The following is a 13,795-nucleotide window of genomic DNA, read 5'->3' on the forward strand; positions in this document are numbered from 1 at the left end:
ATGGTATTATATATGATGAATGAGGAAGTATTTAATTGCCCCATTCTTTCTATTCAAACTTTAAACTAAAGTTGCTATGCCTTGGATTCCGTAGTTTCCGGTGCTGCTGCACGTTTTGGATACTGCCGTTCGTTTACGCGCTGGTACATTTCCGCTGGTATTTTTGAGCGGCTTTTTGGAACCACAGGCTCCGGCTTGATCCAGTCTAGATGCCCTTTGGCCCAGGCGTAGGCGAGGCCCAGCACCAGAATGCCGATGAAGATGAACATCTCAACCAAGGCAAACCATCCCCAAACGCCATCGGTGGCCTCAATCAGTTCCCGGCGACCAAACACTGTTGCCCACGGGAACAGAAAAGCCAACTCTACATCAAAAATGATAAAGATAAGCGCCACCACATAGAACCGTGGGTTAAACTGTATCCAGGCATTGCCAATCGGTTCCTCGCCACTCTCATAGGTAGAAAGCTTTTCTGTGTTGGGCCGGTTCGGACGAATCAGTTTGCTCGTCAGCAGGCCAATCATCACGAAAATAGCACCACCTATCAGGAAGAGCAGGATTGTTCCGAAGTCAGATGCATAGGTTTCTGCCATAGCTTACAGCTGTTTATGCAAATTTACAATAAAAAACCGGGATTGTTTGAATGTAGCAAATTGAGGTGCTGGGTAGGATTGAGCACTGTGGTGTGCTATTCCAAGTATCTATGTCCGGAATTAAACCTGAAGTGGACATCTTTGTCCGCGTACCGGGCAAGGTTATACACGGGGACAAGGATGCCCCCCAGCAGAGACAAAGATGTCCCCAGCAGAAAACTTTCGGACAGGGATGTCCGAAAGAGCAGCAGTAACTTTTGGATGAAGAAGTCCGGAACAACATGTGATAGGCGATTGAAACTTAATCCTGTCAATCTCTTAATCCTAGAAATCCTGATTCTGACAGAATAGGCTGGGAACCTTCTTTTCTAAAACAAAACCGCCTGAACCAATAAAGGCCCAGGCGGTTTAAATCTATCTACAAACTAATAATTACCACTTGTAGTATCCGTTCTCCTCGCCATCGTTCAGGAGTTCAGTGGCGGTGTCCGGGCTGCGGTGGATGTCTTTTAGCTTGCGCTCTTTCCAAACGGCGGCAGACTCCCGCACTACCTCCAGATGGGCATCAGACTTCAGGCGCTCTTCCTCCCGCTTGGCATCCACTTCATAATCGGTACGGGACGCGAATTTAGCGTTGGCCACTGTTTTGCGGGTATCGTACTGCTGCTGGCGTTCAGCTACGCGCTGCATCTCCTGCGTAGTGCGCTCGTGCTCAATACCTTTCAGGATATCATCATAAGGACCTTTGCTGGAGATAAGCTTCGTGAATATAGGTGCTGTCTCTAAGCATATAAACAGCAGCGTGATAAAGAAAACAGGTAACCACGGCAGCTCATTCAGGGCATTGATGCGGGCCATCAGGCCATCATAGTTCGAAAAGCTTTCCTGCCCCTCGGCCACTGTCTCGTCATAGTTCTGCATGAGTTCGTTAATGCGCTGCTCCCGCTGCAGGATGCGTTCATTTGCATTCGCCTGCAACAGTTTGAGCTCCTCGTCTACCTTATCATACTGCCGTTTCTTTTCTTCGAAGATAGGGCCTTTGCCTACCTTGCCTGTTCCGCCTGTGCCATCGGCTTCAGCGGCAAGGGCATCATACAGCCTGTTGCGCTCCTGCACCTTCGCATCTACCTCCTGGCGGATACCGGCTATTTCTGTTTTGATGGAATCTACTTCCACATACTGCTGGCCCACCAATTGTTTGTGTGCAATGGCCAGTTCAGCCTGCTTTTCCTTCAACACGGCCTGAATCTCTTTATCGAAGATCTTCAGTTCCAGCGGCTTTGAGATAACTACGGCCAGCACCAAGGCCAAAAAAATTCTCGGCATTACCTGCAGCAGCTCTTTCCAGAACTTGCCCTCTTTGCGCAGCGTGGAAACAATAAAGCGGTCGAGGTTGAAGATAACGGCACCCCACAGCAAGCCAAAGGCAATCGCCATCAGGGCATCGTCGAAGACGGTGTAAAGGGCATAGCCACCTGAAATACTGGCTAAAAGGCCCGTAAACAGCACAGTGGCGCCAATACCGGCATATTTTATATGCTCTGATTTAGAACACTTTTCGAGTATGGTATCGTCGGCACCGGCACACCACCAAAAAAATCTTTTCATATATGAACGATCAGCTGATTAAGAGAAAGAGGCTCACAGAGAAGCTACAAACTAGTAAACGTATAAAAGCTTACGGTTTATACTTCAAATTAGGTTTAATTAGTTAAAAATCAAACTGCTACCTTCCCTCCTCAACGAGACCGCTTTCAATTAAATTCAAAATTCTCTACCGATTCATTTAGCTTCTCATAAAGCAGCAGAGAAGCCATGCCGCTGGCCAAGACCATACGCGTATCAGGGTTTAGCTGCGAACTCACCCACACTTTCCCGTTGTTGATAACCTGCACCGCGCCGACAACATTTTCTCCCTCTTTAAACTCGTAGCCGATTACGTCAGACATTGGCAGCCCTTTGCCCTCGAACTTATATACAGGCGCAATGGTGTAAGTAGTCTTGCGGTTAGACAGTTCGCCCCTGAACTTTTTGCGCTCCAGGTAATTGCCCGGGTCTACCGTGAGCAGATGCCATTGGCCGCTTTCCGGGGAAGTAAAATGGCTGGCGTAGTACTCCATGTTCGGGCCTACATCTATGGTCACACCGGTGTTCGACCGGAGTGATTTGTCTTTGAGCCTGCTGGCCCCAAATACGTACCACTCGCTGCCCATGCCGTCCTGCAGGCTAAACTCGTACTGCTGCCTGGCGCTGATGTTGTTATAGCTGAAAATGGAAAAGCCGCCCATATTCCTCCAGCCGCGGTGTACGTTGGCCACCGTATAGTTGCCTATCTGGAAATTTCCATTTGGCTTCAGGAACTTACGGCCTTCTATGGGTAGCTCTACTGCACTTTGCTGAAGCTCAGGGGCTACCGCCATGTGCGGCACAGTGCAACTCGTGAACGCCAGCACACAGACCAGCGATGCAGATAACAAATAACTTTTCATAGTTTTAGAATTGATGCTCAGCGGATTAAAGAGTATTTAAATCTTAAATATAGGCGTATCATATATTGTGCCAGATCAGAGTGCCACCTGGCCTTATGTAAAAAACAAGACCAGGCCTTTTATCCAGCCAATACCATATATATCCCCTTATTCAGAAGACCCTCTCCAACTGCCGGTGGTTGCCCAGCCTCCATAATATTTTTTCATCAGCAGTTCTCCCAAAAACAAGAAAGGTAGAAAGCCACCGCTTCCTACCTTTCTATAAATCATCAACCTAAAGCTTGGCGCTACTCCTCGTCCTCGTCTGGCAGGATATCCACATCCTGCACCAGCACCAACTTCTCAATTTCACGCGCCCTGGGTGTGTTCGCTAAGCCGCCTTCCGCTGTTTCTTTATACTTGCGCTCCATGCTTTCGCCTACCTCGCCAAGCGCTGCCACGCACTGGTCTACCGGAATAACAGCGTTAACACCGGCAAGTGCCATTTGCGAAGACGAAAAGGCGATGGCAGCTGCACTGGCGTTGCGCACAATACAGGGCACCTCTACCAGCCCCGCCACCGGGTCACAGACAAGGCCCAGCATACATTGTATGGTGATGGCCACGGCCGTAAACACCTGATCCACGTTACCGCCCAAGCAGTATACAATAGCACCTGCAGCCATGGCTGCCGCACTGCCTGTTTCGGCCTGGCAACCACCCACAGCACCGGCCAGCGACGCGTTCTGCTCAATAATCAACGCAATGCCTGCGCCTACAAGTAAGCTTTCGTGTATTCTCCTGTCGTCCAGGTCATGCAGCTCCTGCAGGGTGGTGAGTGTGCCTGGCAAGATACCCGATGCGCCTGCTGTGGGAGCCGCTACCACACGTCCCATGCAGGAGTTTACCTCTTTGGCGCCCAGTGCACGCGAAATCAGCATCTGGAATTCCGGCGACAGCACCGTTATGGGCGCTTTCGCTACCTTCTTCGCACTGTTGTTCACCATGCCCGAGCGGGACTGCATGTTTTCTGTGAGGCCAGTTTGCACCGCATCCTTCATCACCTCATACGCTTTGGCAATATTTTCCCAGATGTATTCCTCTGAACGGCCTTTCTGCTCTATTTCGTATTCCAGCACCGGCTGGTACAGCGGTTCTCCGGTTTCGGCACAATGCTTTTCCCAGCTCTTAAAATCGTTGAATAATAATGACATCGTAGTTCTTTCTCCTATAAATCCTGGCTAAGAATGCCAGGGTGGCCAATATAATCACATTTTCTGTATGCAGCTATACACGCCTCTTACATAACAAACTCACCTCCAATAAACGTTCTCATCCATACTTTTTGATTCTACTTAACCCCTTTGGCTGTAGCTCGTTCAAGCACATAATACTATATTACATTTTTATGGCAGACGTAACACAGAAAATAAAGAACAGCCTTTTAACAGCCCTTCAGCAGGTGGAGCATGATCTTTCTATGGCAAAGTATAAAACTAAAGAAAAGCTGCATTTGCTGGACCCTATTACCATAATGCCTTACTATGGTTTTGGTAACGATACATATGTGTATGTAAAGGGAAGAGTGCTTGAAAACGAAAAGCTAAAAAAACCGAAAGACGAAGATAGCACGCTGACGCACCTTGTAAACACCTACAAACGCTACGAATCAGATGAAATACCGGGTATAAAGTTAACAGCGACCTTTGCCGGCCAGAAGATAGAGCTGCAGACAGACGAGGAAGGTTTCTTTGAAGTGGAATTCAGGACAGACGCACCTTTTGATTACAGCAGCACCGGTTACAAGATAAAGCTGACTCTGCAGGAGCAAAAGACAGCGGAAGACAGGACAGAGGCAGAGGCACATGTGTTTGTTCCGGGCGAGGATGCGGAGTTCGGTATTATTTCCGACATTGATGATACAGTGCTGGTATCTAAAATCGCTCATTTTCTGGAGCGGCTTAAGCTGATGCTGACAAAGAACGCGACTGAGCGCAGTCCTTTTTCAGGTATAGCCGGTTTTCTGCGGGCACTATGCAGGGGCAGCGACAACAGTAGGAAGAACCCGCTCTTCTTTGTGTCGGGCAGCGAATGGAACCTGTATGACCTGCTGATCAGCTTTTTCCGCTCACACAATATTCCGGAAGGGCCACTGTTTTTAAGAGACAAAGGCATCAGTCTGAATGAAGGCTACCTCGAAACCAGCGGACAAGCGTATAAGCGCGATCGGATCCGCCACATCCTCGACACATATCCCTCAATTCAGTTTATCTGCATCGGCGACAGCGGGCAACACGACCCCGAGATTTATCAGCAAGTAGCACAGGAATATCCCGGCCGCATTCTAGGCATTTATATCCGGGACGTGACGCCGAACAAGCGTGACAACGAAGTGCAAACAATTGCTGAGCAGGTGAAAGCGCAGGGAGTTGAAATGAAGTTAGTAGAAGAGACGTACTCTGCTGCAAAACATGCTGTTACAATGGGGTGGATCAATGAAGATCAGCTGGAAGACGTGAAGCAGGCGTGCGAAAAAGACGAGCAGCAGGAGCATTGAATGGATGAAGAATAAGTAAATGTTTAATTTATGAGCAACATCAAACATATCTCCATACAAGTATATGGCAAAGTTCACGGCGTGTTCTTCAGGGCCAGCACCAAAGAGAAAGCACAGGAACTCGGCCTCACCGGCTTTGTACAGAACGAAGAAGACGGTACCGTATACATGGAAGCTGAAGGGAACCCTTCCGCTTTAAAGCAGCTGGAGCAGTGGGTGCATGAAGGACCTCGTAGAGCTCAGGTGGAGAAGGTAGAGGTGAAGGAAATGGAAAGGCTAGCGGGGTTTAAAGACTTTAAGGTGAAGCGGTAGGAAGAGATAAGTTCAGGAGATGTTAATAACATATAAAATTTGTCCTATATTAGCAAAATAGATATCTCCGTCCCTAATGAGTACAAGGATACTACACTGTTCATCAGCTATAGATAACTACAATATTTGTATTGAACAAAAAGTTGCTGGATTCCAGAACAGAGGACCACAACCTGGCGACCTAATATATTTAGCAGCCAAAGTGGGCAAAAAGACATTATGTGGCGCTCGTTTTAAGCTTGATCAGCTAACGGATTTAAAGCCTTGGCCTGATGGAGAAAGGTATGTACATTCGCTGAAGGTGAAAGAAGTAGAATATTGCCAACCGTTTGACATTTCCATTTTATCACAGACGGGAGGAAAATTTTGGAGCCTAAAGTACATACAGGCATCAAAGCCAATTTCAGATAAACCTGCTTGCGATTTACTAGATCAGGAATTTAGCCTCAAAAAAACAGATCATTTCACTCCTTTTAATATTGATTCTGATGGCAACAACGACACTGCAGATTTTGTAGTTGAGGATGAGATTACAGAACTAATAGTTAAAAAGCCCTTAACACGTAATTCAATCAAGATTCAGGCGCTGCTTGCTGAAATTGGTGATCGTATGGGTTATAAAATTTGGCTCCCAAAGAACGATAGGAGCAGGGTGTTAGAAGTTTGGCAGACAAAACTAAATTCTGTTTTACAGGATTTACCTCTCAACTATGATAGCGACACCTTGAATACCATCGAAAATATTGATGTACTTTGGATAAGAGGCCGCTCTATTGTACGCGCTTTTGAGGTAGAGCACACTACTTCTATTTATTCAGGTATACTAAGAATGGCAGACCTTATGGCCTTGCAGCCTAATCTTAATATAAAGGCACACATTGTTGCTCCAATAGAGAGAAAGGAAAAGGTAATGAATGAACTGTCAAGACCAGTATTTAAACATGTACTGGCGCCCTCATGCTCTTTTATCTCCTACGACTCTATTGAGGGATTATCTAATGAGAAGATGTTAGAATACATGAGTGACGCCGTGTTAGAGGCTTTTTCTGAGTCTGTGAAAGACTCAGCTATATAATGTATTCTTAGCCGTTGTTGGTGTTTTCCCAACAATCATCCTTCAGCGGTATTTTGCTTGCTGGTGAAAACACACAGCAAGGGCAGAAGGCGTCAGTTTAGAGCAAGCCGCTGCACTAAGTAACTTCTCTAATTTAATCAAGAATCTGAAATTTCTCCTTTACTCAAACAAAGTCAGAGACAATTGCCAGCGTTAAGCCAAACAAGGTTGCAACGAGCTTGCTGCGGTTAAAGTGGTGGTCGGGGCTCGTCTCGAATAGAATGGTGGTGGAGATGTGCAAGAAATTACCTGCCACCAAACCTGTCAGGGCAGTATAGACTAGCCCATCCGGCGCCTCCTGCGATAAAACCACATTGCTGAAGAAAATACCCAGGGGCGAGCCAACAGCAAATATCAGCAGCCACAGAAAGGCTTTCCGGAAGTTCTCCAGCCGCGACAGCAGCACCGACATCAACGCGAAAGCAGCCGGCACGTGGTGCAGTGCCACCCCCAGCAACACTACATAAAAGCTGCCCCCTCCATGTGCATGGCCTGCATGGTACTGCCTTTGCTCTACCAGGATGCTTCCTTCCAGAAAGGCATGCACAAACAATGAACCTAGCAGCAGAAAGGGCATAGAACCGATACGGCCGTGGTCGTGGTGATGAATATGGCCATGCTCCACCCCGTGCGAAAACAGCTCCAGCACCAGTTGCAGAAAGAATCCTGCCAGCACCCAGTAACCTACACCATAAGAATTGGTGCTGCCGTTCCGGAGCACATCGGGCAGCAGGTGTATGATGGTGATGGTAAAAAGGTAAGCTCCACTAAAAGCAAGGGCTATTTTCAACCACCTTGAGTTGTGAGGCGGAAACACCTTCACTAAAAAGGCTGAAAACACTACTGTAAAAAACAGTACAAGTATGGCTACAATCATGTAGAGCTGTTATTTCTTAAGCACAAAGATCACCCGATCGCTCTTCGCAAGGTCGAAGGGGTTAAGGTGATAGTCGCCAAACACCTCTACGAGGCGCAGCTGTATCATCTTAAAATACTCCTCAAAGTCTTCCTCCCGTAATGCCCGCACCCGCTCCACAAATTCATACTCCTTTCCCTCATCACTGAAGTGGATAGTTTTAACGATAAAGCCATTCTCTACGCCGCGCGTGATTCTGAAGTTTATCCCATGCACACTTTTTTCCTCCTCCGCCACCAGGTTGTCAATCACTTTGTCGGTGTTCATAAAGTCTATCACCAGCTTCCCGCCGGGCTTCAGGCTTTTAGCGGTTGCAGCAAGCGCCACCACATTCTCTGTTTCAGTATCAAAATAACCGAAGCTGGTGAACAGGTTCAGGATAAAGTCGAAATACTCCGGCTTGTACACTTGGCGCATGTCGTGCACGTCAAAATGCAGGTGCTCGTCTTTAAACTGCTTTGCATACGCTATACTTTTCCGTGACAAGTCAATACCCGTTACCTCAAAGCCTTTCTGGTTGAGGTACACCGAATAGCGGCCTTTGCCACAAGCCAGGTCCAGTATCTTATTGTGCGGTTTAGGGTGGAGGTAAGCCAGCAACCGGTCCATGAACGCCTGCGCCTCCTGCGTGTTACGGTTGTTGTAGAGTATGTGATAGTATGGGGAGTCGAACCAGGTACTGAACCACTCGTCTTCCTGTTGGGCCATGGAGGTCTAAAAGCAATTGTGTTGCAAATATAGGCGTTTTATCTAAACACGTGCGTAAGTAGCGGAAATTTACACTTGCAGCGGCTCCGGTTGATATAACAAGGGCACAAAAAAACCTGCCGTTGTTGTAGTGCACAGCAACGGCAGGTTTATCATCTTAAGAAATTTTTAGTCTTCTTCTTCTATAATATTTTCTTTTGTAGTACCCAGCACAGTGTTGGTTTCAGTAGCCTCCAGAATGCTGTCGCCAGGCTGAAGGGTGTTACCACCTAAATCGCGGTCTGGCATTGCCTCAGCCTCATCAGAGGGAGGATACACTTCATTAACTTTGCCAATATTAAACGTGTTGCGCGTGCCTGGCTCTACGTAATCTACAGATACTTTATCTTCTGGTCTCAGGTCAGACGGAGTGTCGCAGGAAGCCATAAACAAACCGCATATGGCGGCAAATACTGCTGTTATGTTCTTATTCATTATTGTACGTTTTTTTACTTGCTATATAGGCGCCTCGCCAGGCAATTCACTGGCAAAACATTATCTATTAAATACTTACGTTGATTCCCTCCAATTAGGTTGTGGTACTGGTTGTGGCATTGCTTGCCAGCAGGTTCTTACGGCGCAGTATGCTCTCGAACAGCTTTATATCGTTGGTGCTGTTAAAAATGCGGAAGGGCAGGTGTATGAAAATAGGCGTCTGGAAGTTACGGGCCACCCAGCCTTTCCATCCGCCCGGTAATTGCGCATCGGCGGCAGGTTGTAGCCACAGCAGGTAAGCTTCCGGCTTTACCTCGGCTTTTTGGATCATGTCCCAGTTCAGGGCCATTCCCTCGCGCTCGTTGCGCTTCATCAGTATCTGGCGGTTGTCAATCTCATAGTTCAGTTTCTCGAACAGGGGGTTTCCCTGCTCCATCTGCGTTACCCCCATTACCTGCGCCGAACGGAGCAGCACAAACAGCAAGGTAACAATGATGGCAGCTGCCACCCACCACCACGAAAAGCTGAAAAGGGCTGGCAACAGCAGCAACACCAATGGAATTAAAGCATACCACCAGTCATGGCGCCATACCTTACCCAAGGCCATGCGGGTATATTTTTCTTTATCGAGCTGATACTTCTTTGTGCGGATTCCTTGCGGAGAAGGCCCTTGTGCGGTCCGAAAACCTTTTTGATTTGGTCGCTGCATATAAATTTAATGTCGAAATTCTAATCTCTGCCAAACTCTCTTCTGGCATCACGCGCAGAGCGAAATCCTGTAAACTAAAGCCCTTGCTCCCGCAAAGGTAACCTGTTTTTATTTATAAGCCTTCAGGCTGATATCTAAACTCTTCATGGAATGCGTTAGCGCACCCACCGAAATATAGTCAACGCCACATGCTGCCACGGCGCTTATTGTTTTCTCTGTAATACCTCCTGAGGCTTCTACCTCATACCTGCCGCCAATCATTTTCACAGCCTCCCGCATTGTCTCGGGTACCATGTTATCCAGCATAATACGATGGATGCCGCCTGTCTCCAGGGTCTCTTTCACTTCCTGCAGGTTGCGTGTTTCCACCTCAATTTGCAGGTCTTTCCCTTTTTCCTGCAGGTAGCGCTGCGTAGCTGTGATGGCTTCCCGGATGCCGCCGGCATAATCCACGTGGTTGTCCTTCAGCATTACCATATCATATAATCCGAACCGGTGGTTATGGCCACCGCCTATCACAACAGCCCACTTCTCCATCATCCGGAAATTAGGGGTGGTCTTGCGGGTATCCAGCAGTTTGGCTTTCGTGCCCTCAATCAGCTGTCGCAGCGAATTGGTATAGGTGGCAATGCCGCTCATGCGCTGCATGCAGTTCAGCACCAGTCGTTCTGCTGTTAAGATAGATTGCGCCTTCCCTTTTACCGTCAGACCGATGTCGCCATACTTTACCTGTGCACCATCCTGCAGCAGTAGCTCTACCTGCAGGTCCGGGTCCACGGCTTTAAAAATATAGGTTGCCAGTTCAGCGCCTGCCAGTATACCGTCGCCTTTTATCAGCAGCCGCGCCTTGTTTTGGGCATCGGCGGGTATAGCCGCAAGAGAAGAGTGGTCACCGTCGCCGATGTCCTCAGCCAGTGCCCGGGCGATAAACTCGCCTATGCTTTTTTCGGTTAGGTATGTCGGTCTCACGTTTTTCACGGTGCAAAAATAAAAAAAAGGCCCGGTATAAACGCCGGGCCTTCCTAAAAATCTCATTATTATTTGCTTAATCCTTAATAAAGTTCATCGAGTGGATCAGGTATTTGCCGTTTGCTGACTTCATCCGTATCAATACGGTGTAAGAATCACCTTTGGCGGCGTAAGTACCGATAGCATACAACTGGCCTTTATCGGAAGTGCCGTTGTGGTTTACGCTAAAGTCTACAGGGGCATTTTTGGCAAAGAAGTTCTTCATTACAAACTCCGCCTGCGTATTGCTGTAGCTGGTGGCTTCGTTGCCATCGAGGGTAAGTTCTACCATACTGCTAAAGCTCTTAGACAGTTCTTTGGCCGAGCCCGTTTTCATCGCCGATTTTACGCTGCTCATGGCATCGCTCTGTGCCATTACCTGCCCTGCCGAGAAAAATGCGGCTACCATTAACAAAGAAAATGCTACTGCAATGTGTTTAAAGTTTTTCATATAACCGTTTGTGTTCTTGCCCTGACATCAGCTAAAACTATGCCAACAAAGGCCTTTTGAATCGACTCTCTAATTTAATAGTATATTTTAAATATACGAAAAAGTACATTCACTACCTTCGATTTGTTTTTATGGAGGATGTGGAAACCTTCCCCTCATAAAGGCAGTAGCCGCTATAAAGCATGCCGATGCCTGTAATAACCGGCACTGCTCAGGCATAGGCAGCTATTACTAGACTGCTTTGAAAGATTATAGTTATATTTGCGCTATGGATAATAAGGTACTTTTAATGATATTGGATGGGTGGGGTATTGCCACTAATCCGGAAGTTTCAGCAATTGAGAAGGCCAACACGCCTTTCGTTGATTCTATCCTTGCAAGATATCCGACCACCAGACTACAGGCCTCAGGTGAGGCTGTTGGCTTACCTGAGGGGCAGATGGGCAATTCTGAGGTAGGGCACATGAACATTGGCGCAGGCCGCGTGGTGTACCAGGATCTGGTGCGCATCAACAAATCTATTGCGGAGCGCAAGCTTGCCACCATGCCTGTGCTTGCCAACGCCCTCGCTTATGCCAAAGAGAATAAAAAGCCGGTGCACCTGATTGGTTTGCTCTCCGATGGCGGTGTGCACTCGCATATCAACCACCTGAAAGCGCTCTGCTCTGTAGCTGCAGATCAGGAGCTGCGCGAGGTATACATCCATGCTTTTACAGATGGCCGCGACACAGACCCGAAGGGTGGTGTGAAGTACATCAATGAGTTGGAGCAGCACCTGGAGCAGACGACAGGCACCATTGCCTCTATAGTGGGCCGCTACTATGCCATGGACCGCGACAACCGCTGGGAACGCGTAAAACTGGCTTATGACCTGATGGTACACGGCACCGGGGCACCTTCTCAGAACCTCATCAAATCGATGCTGGACTCTTACAATGCCGGCGTATCGGATGAGTTTATACAGCCGATTGTGAAGGTGAACGATATGCAGGAACCTATTGCCATTATTAAAGACGGCGATGTGGTGATCTGCTTTAACTTCCGCACCGACAGGGGCCGCGAAATTACGCAGGCACTCACGCAGCGCGATTACCATGAGCAGAACATGCACAAGCTGAACCTGCGCTATATCATGATGACCAACTACGATGAGAGCTTTTTAGACGTAGCGGCCATTTTTGAGAAAGACAACCTGAATAACACCCTCGGGGAGGTATTGGCAAACGCCGGCAAAAAGCAGATCCGTATTGCGGAAACAGAGAAGTACCCGCACGTCACCTTCTTCTTTTCCGGGGGCCGCGAAACTGTTTTTGAAGGAGAAAGCCGCCTGATGTGCCCATCGCCTAAAGTAGCCACTTACGACCTGATGCCGGAAATGAGTGCCTTCGACATTCGGGATGCCATTGTGCCTGAGCTGGAGAAAAAGAGCGCTGACTTTATCTGCCTGAACTTTGCTAACCCGGACATGGTAGGCCACACCGGCGTGTTTGAAGCAGCGGTAAGAGCCTGCGAGGTAGTAGACGAGTGTGCGGAAAAAGTTATTACCACTGCCCTGGCAAACGGCTATACCACCATTGTGATTGCAGACCACGGCAACGCCGACTGCATGATCAACGAAGACGGCACACCAAATACAGCCCATACTACCAATCTGGTGCCTTGTGTGCTGGTAAGCGATACGCTAAACGTAACACTGCACGAAGGCAAGCTTGGCGATCTCGCGCCAACCATACTGGAGATAATGAACGTTGCAGCGCCAGCGGAAATGAACGGAATATCACTTATAAAAAAATAATACGGGTGGCCAGGCACATACCTATCTTCTTTTTGGTCCTGCTATTGGCCACTACTGCTTGTGAGAGGCCCACTCCGCCTACATCTGCCGAGGCGGAGGCTTCTTACAATCTAACCACCTACCTGGAAGAACAAATAGAGCGCCTGCAGGCGGAGCAACCTATGGTGCTCAAGTCTGTCACCACAGAAGGCACTCCAACAGAAACCATTGAAACCACTGCGGTAGACTGGGAAGATGAGTTAGCTGTGTTTGAGCAGGCGGACCTTAACCGCCCGGCGCTGGAGGAGTACTATACAAAGCAGGAGCACGTGCTGGAGAATGGCAGTATAGTGGTAGAATACAATAGGGTAGAGGATGCTGAGCCGCTCGTGCACTACCTGCGCCTGGAGCTAAGCCCTGACAGAAAGCTAAAACAACTCAACGCCCTCCTCCAGGACGAGAATGCACTTTTCTACTCGCGCCGTAACGTGCAGCTCAACGCAGACCCTGCGAGTGGCAATATCTCGGGCTACAGAGTGGAAGGTGTCCAGAAATTGATTCTCTCCGACTCACTGCATTACAGAGTAGACGCCAACCTATAACTGCATCTTCCTAAAAGCCAGCGCATAGCAGCGGTAAATCCTTTATAATTTATTATCTTGCAAAGATAACGTGGCACAGCAAGTGCTGCAGTTTCTTTTACCATACTCT

Annotated in this window: 15 protein-coding genes; 5 read left to right on the forward strand and 10 right to left on the reverse strand. The window is 48.2% G+C overall.

Features of this window, described 5'->3' with window-relative positions:
- Positions 1-74: 74 nt before the first annotated feature.
- The 4 genes from E1919_RS14420 to sdaAA form a co-directional block, all read right to left on the reverse strand.
- Complete coding sequence (locus tag E1919_RS14420; protein ID WP_162054107.1) at positions 75-593, reverse strand: NADH-quinone oxidoreductase subunit A; 519 nt, start codon at positions 591-593, stop codon at positions 75-77.
- Between the two features lie 432 nt (positions 594-1,025).
- On the reverse strand, positions 1,026-2,201 hold the full coding sequence (locus E1919_RS14425) for a DUF4407 domain-containing protein (protein WP_162054108.1): 1,176 nt from the start codon (positions 2,199-2,201) through the stop codon (positions 1,026-1,028).
- Between the two features lie 146 nt (positions 2,202-2,347).
- On the reverse strand, positions 2,348-3,082 hold the full coding sequence (locus E1919_RS14430; protein WP_162054109.1) for a hypothetical protein: 735 nt from the start codon (positions 3,080-3,082) through the stop codon (positions 2,348-2,350).
- 287 nt (positions 3,083-3,369) lie between these two features.
- Entirely contained in the window at positions 3,370-4,275 is a 906-nt protein-coding gene (sdaAA, locus tag E1919_RS14435; protein WP_162054110.1) for an L-serine ammonia-lyase, iron-sulfur-dependent, subunit alpha, read from the reverse strand.
- Between the two features lie 194 nt (positions 4,276-4,469).
- On the opposite strand from sdaAA, the gene E1919_RS14440 reads away from it, so the two are divergent.
- The 3 genes from E1919_RS14440 (at position 4,470) to E1919_RS14450 (ending at position 7,005) form a co-directional block, all read left to right on the forward strand.
- Positions 4,470-5,618: an App1 family protein gene (locus tag E1919_RS14440; RefSeq protein ID WP_162054111.1), complete on the forward strand. Its 1,149-nt coding sequence runs from the start codon at positions 4,470-4,472 to the stop codon at positions 5,616-5,618.
- 30 nt (positions 5,619-5,648) lie between these two features.
- Positions 5,649-5,930 carry an acylphosphatase gene (locus E1919_RS14445; RefSeq protein WP_162054112.1) on the forward strand — a complete coding sequence of 94 codons (282 nt, stop codon included), beginning with the start codon at positions 5,649-5,651 and terminating at the stop codon, positions 5,928-5,930.
- Positions 5,931-6,006: 76 nt separating this feature from the next.
- On the forward strand, positions 6,007-7,005 hold the full coding sequence (locus E1919_RS14450) for a hypothetical protein (RefSeq protein WP_162054113.1): 999 nt from the start codon (positions 6,007-6,009) through the stop codon (positions 7,003-7,005).
- Between the two features lie 163 nt (positions 7,006-7,168).
- Here the strand turns inward: E1919_RS14450 and E1919_RS14455 are convergent, their stop codons facing one another.
- From E1919_RS14455 to E1919_RS14480, 6 genes are all read right to left on the reverse strand, one after another.
- A complete protein-coding gene (locus tag E1919_RS14455; protein ID WP_162054114.1) occupies positions 7,169-7,921 on the reverse strand; it encodes a ZIP family metal transporter in 753 nt (250 codons plus the stop codon).
- A gap of 9 nt (positions 7,922-7,930) precedes the next feature.
- A complete protein-coding gene (locus E1919_RS14460; RefSeq protein WP_162054115.1) occupies positions 7,931-8,668 on the reverse strand; it encodes an SAM-dependent methyltransferase in 738 nt (245 codons plus the stop codon).
- Positions 8,669-8,836: 168 nt separating this feature from the next.
- Positions 8,837-9,142 carry a hypothetical protein gene (locus tag E1919_RS14465; RefSeq protein ID WP_162054116.1) on the reverse strand — a complete coding sequence of 102 codons (306 nt, stop codon included), beginning with the start codon at positions 9,140-9,142 and terminating at the stop codon, positions 8,837-8,839.
- 94 nt (positions 9,143-9,236) lie between these two features.
- Entirely contained in the window at positions 9,237-9,851 is a 615-nt protein-coding gene (locus E1919_RS14470; protein WP_162054117.1) for a hypothetical protein, read from the reverse strand.
- A 108-nt stretch (positions 9,852-9,959) separates the two neighbouring features.
- Positions 9,960-10,820: a carboxylating nicotinate-nucleotide diphosphorylase gene (gene nadC / locus E1919_RS14475; RefSeq protein WP_162054118.1), complete on the reverse strand. Its 861-nt coding sequence runs from the start codon at positions 10,818-10,820 to the stop codon at positions 9,960-9,962.
- A 76-nt stretch (positions 10,821-10,896) separates the two neighbouring features.
- Complete coding sequence (locus E1919_RS14480; RefSeq protein ID WP_162054119.1) at positions 10,897-11,310, reverse strand: DUF4783 domain-containing protein; 414 nt, start codon at positions 11,308-11,310, stop codon at positions 10,897-10,899.
- Between the two features lie 268 nt (positions 11,311-11,578).
- Between E1919_RS14480 and gpmI the strand changes: the two genes are divergently transcribed.
- Together gpmI and E1919_RS14490 are read left to right on the forward strand one after the other, a co-directional pair.
- Positions 11,579-13,105: a 2,3-bisphosphoglycerate-independent phosphoglycerate mutase gene (gpmI, locus tag E1919_RS14485; protein ID WP_162054120.1), complete on the forward strand. Its 1,527-nt coding sequence runs from the start codon at positions 11,579-11,581 to the stop codon at positions 13,103-13,105.
- Positions 13,106-13,110: 5 nt separating this feature from the next.
- A complete protein-coding gene (locus tag E1919_RS14490; RefSeq protein ID WP_162054121.1) occupies positions 13,111-13,686 on the forward strand; it encodes a hypothetical protein in 576 nt (191 codons plus the stop codon).
- The last annotated feature ends 109 nt before the right edge of the window (positions 13,687-13,795 follow it).

It is taken from the genome of Pontibacter pamirensis (assembly GCF_010015475.1).
GTDB classification, from domain to species: Bacteria; Bacteroidota; Bacteroidia; order Cytophagales; family Hymenobacteraceae; genus Pontibacter; species Pontibacter pamirensis.